Source organism: Dietzia massiliensis (assembly GCF_018390595.1).
Lineage (GTDB): Bacteria > Actinomycetota > Actinomycetes > Mycobacteriales > Mycobacteriaceae > Dietzia > Dietzia massiliensis.
The window spans coordinates 1-5,270 of sequence record NZ_JAHBAV010000096.1 but is presented as its reverse complement, the minus strand read 5'-3'; the positions used below and the strand labels follow the sequence as shown (position 1 = coordinate 5,270).

General features: G+C 71.5%; 5 protein-coding genes. 4 read left to right on the top strand and 1 reads right to left on the bottom strand.

Annotated elements, in window-relative coordinates; all coding sequences use genetic code 11:
• Nucleotides 1-304: 304 nt before the first annotated feature.
• From KHA85_RS15920 to KHA85_RS15910, 3 genes are read left to right on the top strand one after another with little or no spacing between them, the layout of a single operon-like run.
• Nucleotides 305-1,999 carry a nitrite/sulfite reductase gene (locus KHA85_RS15920; protein ID WP_213186561.1) on the top strand — a complete coding sequence of 565 codons (1,695 nt, stop codon included), beginning with the start codon at nt 305-307 and terminating at the stop codon, nt 1,997-1,999.
• On the top strand, nt 1,996-2,778 hold the full coding sequence (locus tag KHA85_RS15915) for a phosphoadenylyl-sulfate reductase (protein WP_213186560.1): 783 nt from the start codon (nt 1,996-1,998) through the stop codon (nt 2,776-2,778). Before KHA85_RS15920 ends, KHA85_RS15915 begins: the two co-directional genes overlap by 4 nt.
• Nucleotides 2,775-3,641 carry an NAD(P)-dependent oxidoreductase gene (locus KHA85_RS15910; protein WP_213186559.1) on the top strand — a complete coding sequence of 289 codons (867 nt, stop codon included), beginning with the start codon at nt 2,775-2,777 and terminating at the stop codon, nt 3,639-3,641. Before KHA85_RS15915 ends, KHA85_RS15910 begins: the two co-directional genes overlap by 4 nt.
• Nucleotides 3,642-3,651: 10 nt before the next feature.
• Here the strand turns inward: KHA85_RS15910 and KHA85_RS15905 are convergent, their stop codons facing one another.
• Nucleotides 3,652-4,422, bottom strand: coding sequence for a lysophospholipid acyltransferase family protein (locus tag KHA85_RS15905; protein WP_236885812.1), 771 nt, complete (start codon nt 4,420-4,422; stop codon nt 3,652-3,654).
• Nucleotides 4,423-4,498: 76 nt separating this feature from the next.
• Here KHA85_RS15905 and KHA85_RS15900 point away from each other — a divergent pair, with 76 nt between their 5' ends.
• Nucleotides 4,499-5,212 (top strand): sirohydrochlorin chelatase, encoded by a 714-nt coding sequence (locus KHA85_RS15900; RefSeq protein ID WP_236885811.1) that lies wholly within the window; start codon nt 4,499-4,501, stop codon nt 5,210-5,212.
• The last annotated feature ends 58 nt before the right edge of the window (nt 5,213-5,270 follow it).

Below are 5,270 nucleotides of genomic sequence, written 5' to 3'. Positions count from 1 at the left end.
CCGCCCCGCACTCGGACCCGGCCCCGCGCGGAAGGGTGACCCCAGCCGAAGCCAGTCGCTGGTGGGAACGCAACAAACCCACCGACAGCACCCTGGAGAAAGCCATCCTCCACGCCCTGCACGAGCACCTCGACGAACTCCTCCAACCGCCGCCGCCGTTCTGAGGGCGCTCTTCTCGGGCGGCACGGGCCCGGGCGCAGCGCGGGCGGGGAGGCTTCCGGGTGGTGAGGGCGTTCGATCCGGTTGGATCCGGTTAGGTGACCCTTGTTAGACAGACCAGTCTGTTCTGACTATCCTCGCCGCCATGACCGATACCGCAGCCGCCTCTCGCCCCGCCCGTCCCGCGCGCGCTCCCAAGCCCAAGGGTCAGTGGAAGATCGACGGCAAGCTCCAGCTCAACCACAACGAGGAGTTCAAAGCCGAGGACGATGCGCTCAACGTGCGACAGCGCATCATCGACGTGTACTCCAAGGAGGGGTTCGACTCGATCCCCTCTGATGACCTCTCCGGTCGCTTCCGGTGGATGGGCCTCTACACCCAGCGCAAGCAGGGTATTTCGGGTGCACGTACCTCGAAGCTCGAAGCGGACGAGTTGCAGGACGAGTACTTCATGCTCCGGGTCCGGATCGACGGCGGTGCCCTGAGCACTGAGCAGCTCCGTGTGATCGCGGGAGTCTCGACCGAGTTCGCGCGAAACACCGCGGACATCTCCGACCGTCAGAACGTCCAGTTCCACTGGATCCGCATCGAGGACGTGCCGGAGATCTGGCGTCGCTTCGACGAAGTTGGCCTCATCACGACCGAGGCGTGCGGCGACTGCCCCCGCGTCGTCATGGGTAGCCCTGTGGCCGGCATTGCCGCCGACGAGATCATCGACCCCAGCCCCGCGATCGCCGAGATCCGCGAGCGGTACATCGGCAGCCCCGAGTTCTCGAACCTGCCGCGTAAGTACAAGACGGCGTTCACGGGTCACCCGAGCCTGGACGTGGTCCACGAGATCAACGACATCGCGTTCGTCGGCGTGGTCCACCCGGAGCTGGGCCCCGGCTACGACCTCTGGGTCGGTGGCGGACTGTCCACGAACCCGCAGCTGGCGTCGCGACTCGGTGCCTTCGTCCGGCCCGAGGAGGCCGTCGAGGTGTGGCACGGCGTGACCAGCGTGTTCCGCGACTACGGCTACCGCGCGCAGCGCACCCGCAACCGCCTGAAGTTCCTCATCAAGGACTGGGGTGCCGAGAAGTTCCGTCAGGTCCTGCAGGACGAGTACCTCGGTCGCGCTCTCGCCGACGGCCCCGCTCCCGAGAAGTCGCCGCGCCCCGGCGATCACATCGGCGTGTTCGAGCAGAAGGACGGCCGCTACTTCATCGGCGCCACCACGACCGTCGGTCGAGCCGGCGGGGAGGTGCTCGGCAAGGTCGCCGATCTGGCCGAGTCGGTGGGATCGCACCGCATCCGCTTCACCCCGCACCAGGGCGTGCTGATTCTCGACGTGGACAAGGCCGACGTCGAGACCGTGGTCGACGGACTCGCCGAGTTGGGTCTCTACGCCCGCCCGAGCTCGTTCCGTCGCTGGACCATGGCGTGCACGGGCATCGAGTTCTGCAAGCTCGCCTTTGTTGACACCAAGGACTCGGCCACCGAGCTGGTCGCGGAGCTCGAGAAGCGCTTCGCGGGCGACGCTCCGCTGGAGACGCCGTTGTCGATCCACCTCAACGGCTGCCCCAACAGCTGCGTGCGCGTCCAGACCGCCGATATCGGACTCAAGGGCCAGCTGCTCGACGGCGACACCCCCGGCTTCCAGGTCCACCTGGGCGGCGGACTCTCCTCGAGCCACCGCGATGAGGGCGGCCTCGGTCGCACCGTCCGTGGTCTGCGCGTCCCGACGGTGGACCTCGCCGACTATGTCGAGCGCGTCATCCGCCGTTACCTCACGGACTCGGACCAGGGCGAGACGTTCGCCGAGTGGGCCCACCGGGCAGATGAGGAGGCACTCGTATGACCACAGTGAGCCTGGAACTGCTGCCCCGCAGCACGGTTCTCACCCCCGGCCCCGGTCGGAAGCGGACCACCGAAGAGCTCAAGGCCATCGCCGAGGATGCCGCCCGTCGCTTCGACGACCGCGGAATCTACGGCAAGTTCGAGGAGATTGACCCGAACGAAGTGCTGGCCTGGGCCGGCGAGACCTTTGGCGACGCCCTGGCGGTGGCCTGCTCGATGGCCAACACGGTCGTGCCCGAGATGACCGCGCCTCACGCCCCCGGCGTGGACGTGCTGTTCCTCGACACCGGCTACCACTTCTCCGAGACCGTCGGCGTCCGCGACGCGCTCGCCGCCACCCCCGGTCTCAACGTCGTGGACGTGCGCAGCCCCGCGACCCGCGAGGAGCACGAGGCGGTCCTCGGCGCGAAGCCGTACGAGACCGACCCCGAACTGTGCTGCCGCCTGCGCAAGGTCGAGCCGCTCGATGCGGCGCTCTCGGGATACGAGGCCTGGATCACCGGCCTGCGCCGCGTCGACACGGATCACCGCGCGGGTGCCGCGATCGTCGAGTGGGACGAGAAGCACTCGATGATCAAGATCAACCCGCTGGTCGCGTGGACCATGGAGCGCGTCCACGACTACGCCGCCGAGCACGGCTGCCTGCTCAACCCGCTGCTCGACGACGGCTACCCGTCGATCGGCTGCGAGCCCTGCACCCGCCGCGTCGAGGCCGGCGCCGACCCGCGGTCCGGCCGCTGGGCGGGCTCGTCCAAGACCGAGTGCGGCATCCACCTGTGACCACCGCGGTCTCGCCGGCGGCGCCGCAGGCCCCGACCGCGCCCACGCTGGACGGGCTCCCGCTCACCGTCGGGCTCGCGGGTCGCGAGGTGCTGCTCGTCGGGGCGGGACCCGTCTCGGCCCGCCGGGCGGCGACATTCCTCGAGGCCGGAGCCCTCGTCCGGGTGGTGGCCCCGCGCGTCGACCCGGCGATGGCCGACCTCGCGGAGCGAGCGGGTGGCGACCTCGTCGTCGTCACCAGGCCCTTCACCCCCGCCGACCTGGACAGTCCCTGGATGGTGCACGTCGCCACCGGCGACGCCCGGGTCGACGCCGAGGTCGCCGCCCTGTGCGAGCAGCGGCGGATCTGGTGCGTCACCGCCGGAGACTCCGCGCTCGGCTCGGCGCGGGTGCCCGCCCGCACGGCCGTCGCGACGCCCGCCGGCACGGTGCGCATCGCCGTCGACTCGGGCGACCCCCGCCGGTCGGTGCGGGTCGGGCGCCACGTCGCGCGCTCCCTGGCCACCGCGCCCGCCGGTCTGCGTGCGCGCCGCCGCCCGGCCACAGGGTGGGTCGCGCTGGTCGGCGGCAGCGGCGACGGCGACCTGCTCACCGTCCGCGCGCGGCGCCTCATCCACACCGCCGACGTGCTGATCGTGGACGGTGCGGCCGACGCCGCGCTGGTGGCGGAGCTCGACGACGACGTCGAGGTGCTCGAATCCGCCGCCGACCTGCCCGCCGCCCGCGTGGCGGAACTGGTGGCGACCCGGTACGCGGCGGGGCACGGGGTCGTGCGGATCGCCGCGTCGGCCACTCTTGCCGATCGGGCCCGCGAGCTCGAGGCCGGCGGGGTGGAGTTCGAGGTCGTGCCGGGCGTGGTGTGACAGGGCCGGTCTAGCTCCAGGCGGCCGTGAGCGCCTCGTCGATCCCGTCCCGCACGGCAGCGCGTACCTCGTCGACGGTCGGCGGCGGCCCGGAGTCCCACACCGCGATCGGTCCCGCCGCGGCGACCGCGTGTCGCGGGGGCAGCTTCGCGTGCTCGCGGCCGTGGTAGGCGAGCCCCAGCGGCAGCATGGCCACCGGAGCGCCGGCCTCGCGGGCGCCCGCGACCATCATGCCGACGCCCTTCTTCACCGACTCGAGCCGCAGCGTGCGCAGGTCGTCGGCGGAGGAGTTGGTGCCCTCGACGAACGTGAGCACGACGCCCCCGTCCGTGAGCCGGTCCACGCAGAGCCCGATGAGGCGCGTGGCGGCGGCCACGTGGATGTCGGACGCCGTCCCCTCGTAGTTCTTGGCCCGGAAGACGGGAACCGTTCCCGTGTACTCGAAGACCGGCCGCAGGGGCCCGCGGAACAACGGGTCCTTGGTCAACCCGGTCCCGCTCGCGAGGAAGCGGATCCGCCGGTCGAACAGGGCCGCCGCGAGCACGGTGGGGTCGTGCGCGGACGGGTGGTTGACGGCCACGACGATGCCCACGCCGTCGGAGTGCAGGCGGTGCAGCCGCGCGACCGTCTCGTCGGGGATCCGCAGCCGCGGCCGGTAGATCGCGTCGACGAGCGCCAGGAGCGGGTAGGTGAACCAGTCCCGCCGCCGACCGGGCCCGTAGAAGTCGTACACGGCCTCCCAGTTGGCCACGGTCACCTCGGGCCGCCGCCGCCTGTTCATGGAGCCAGCCTGTTCATCCCCCCAGTCTCGCTGAGCCGATGCGGCAGCGCACGCCGATTGCGGCATGCTCGGTGACATGACTGATCTGTCCGGTCCGGCCGGCCCCCGCCTGCTACTGGTCGCGCACGGGACCCGGTCCGCCACCGGCCGCAGGGTGCTGGGCCGAATCCTGCTCGAGGTGCGCAAGCAGCTCGTCGGGGTGGACTGCCGGCTCGCCTGGGTGGACGTCCAGGAGCCGGGGCCCGGGAAGATCCTCGCGGACGGCGTGCCGACGGTCGTGGTCCCCGCTTTCCTCGCGCGCGGGTTCCACGTCGTCCACGACGTCGGGCAGGCGTGCCGCGAGGCGCCCGGCCCCGTCGTTCAGACACCGCACCTCGGAGACGAGCCCGAGGTCGTGCGGGCGCTCGTGCAGCGGCTCGCCGAGGCCGGGGCCATGGGCGCGTTCGGTGCCGACGCCGTCGTCCTGGGCGCGGCCGGCAGCAGCGACGCGTCCTCGGTCGCGGAGACCCGCGCGCTGGCCGGGCATCTCGCCGAGCTGCTCCGCACGCCCGTGACAGCGGCATTCGCGTCCGCGGCGAGCCCGAGGGTCACCGAGGCGGTCTCGACGCTGCGCGCTGACGGGCACCGTCGGATCGCCGTCGCGACGCACCTGCTCGCGCCGGGATTCTTCGCGGATCGCCTGGCCGCCGCGGGCGGGGATATCACCTCTCCGCCATTGGGCGCCCACCCGGAGATCATCGATCTGATCGTCCGGAGATATCGAGAGAATTCCGCGTCAATCGGCCGCTAAAGTGGCCCTTCCGGATCCGGAGTGCGTAGCTGGGGTTCGCCGGTGATGCGGTGAGGCA

Coding starts and splice junctions, on each gene's coding strand:
- KHA85_RS15905 (WP_236885812.1), bottom strand. CDS start 4,422: ATGAACAGGCGGCGGCGGCCCGAGGTGACCGTGGCCAACTGGGAGGCC.
- KHA85_RS15900 (WP_236885811.1), top strand. CDS start 4,499: ATGACTGATCTGTCCGGTCCGGCCGGCCCCCGCCTGCTACTGGTCGCG.
- KHA85_RS15920 (WP_213186561.1), top strand. CDS start 305: ATGACCGATACCGCAGCCGCCTCTCGCCCCGCCCGTCCCGCGCGCGCT.
- KHA85_RS15915 (WP_213186560.1), top strand. CDS start 1,996: ATGACCACAGTGAGCCTGGAACTGCTGCCCCGCAGCACGGTTCTCACC.